General features: G+C 68.5%; 1 protein-coding gene. It reads left to right on the top strand.

Annotation, left to right across the window (positions count from 1 at the left end; genetic code table 11):
- Positions 1-531: response regulator transcription factor (locus D8Y23_RS16615; protein WP_164878300.1), on the top strand; the 531-nt coding region annotated here is incomplete at both ends.

Below are 531 nucleotides of genomic sequence, written 5' to 3'. Positions count from 1 at the left end.
AGCAGATGCTCACCGACCTGCTGTCGATGGCGCTGCGCATGGAGGGCTGGGAGGTCCGCACGGCCGGCTCGGGCTTCGACGCCCTCGCCGCGGCCCGCGATTTCGAACCGGATGCCATGGTGCTCGACATCATGATGCCCGACCTCGACGGCATGGCCGTGCTGCAGCGCCTGCGGCACTCCGGCAACGACGTCCCCGTGCTGTTCCTCACCGCCAAGGACGCCGTCGCGGACCGCGTCGCCGGTCTTACCGCGGGCGGGGACGACTACGTCACGAAACCGTTCAGCCTCGAAGAGGTCGTCGCGCGTCTGCGCGGTCTCATGCGCCGCGCCGGCACAGCCTCCACGCGCGACTCCGAGCCCATTCTGCGCGTCGGCGATCTCTCGCTGAACGAGGACAGCCACGAGGTGGTGCGCGCGGGAACCGAGATCGAACTGACGGCCACCGAGTTCGAGTTGCTGCGCTTCCTCATGCGCAACCAGCGCCGCGTCGTGTCCAAAGCGCAGATCCTCGACCGCGTCTGGAACTACG

It is taken from the genome of Microbacterium enclense (assembly GCF_004022425.1).
Lineage (GTDB): Bacteria > Actinomycetota > Actinomycetes > Actinomycetales > Microbacteriaceae > Microbacterium > Microbacterium enclense_A.
The sequence above is the reverse complement of the archived record's forward strand: the minus strand, read 5'-3'. Positions and strand labels throughout refer to the sequence as shown.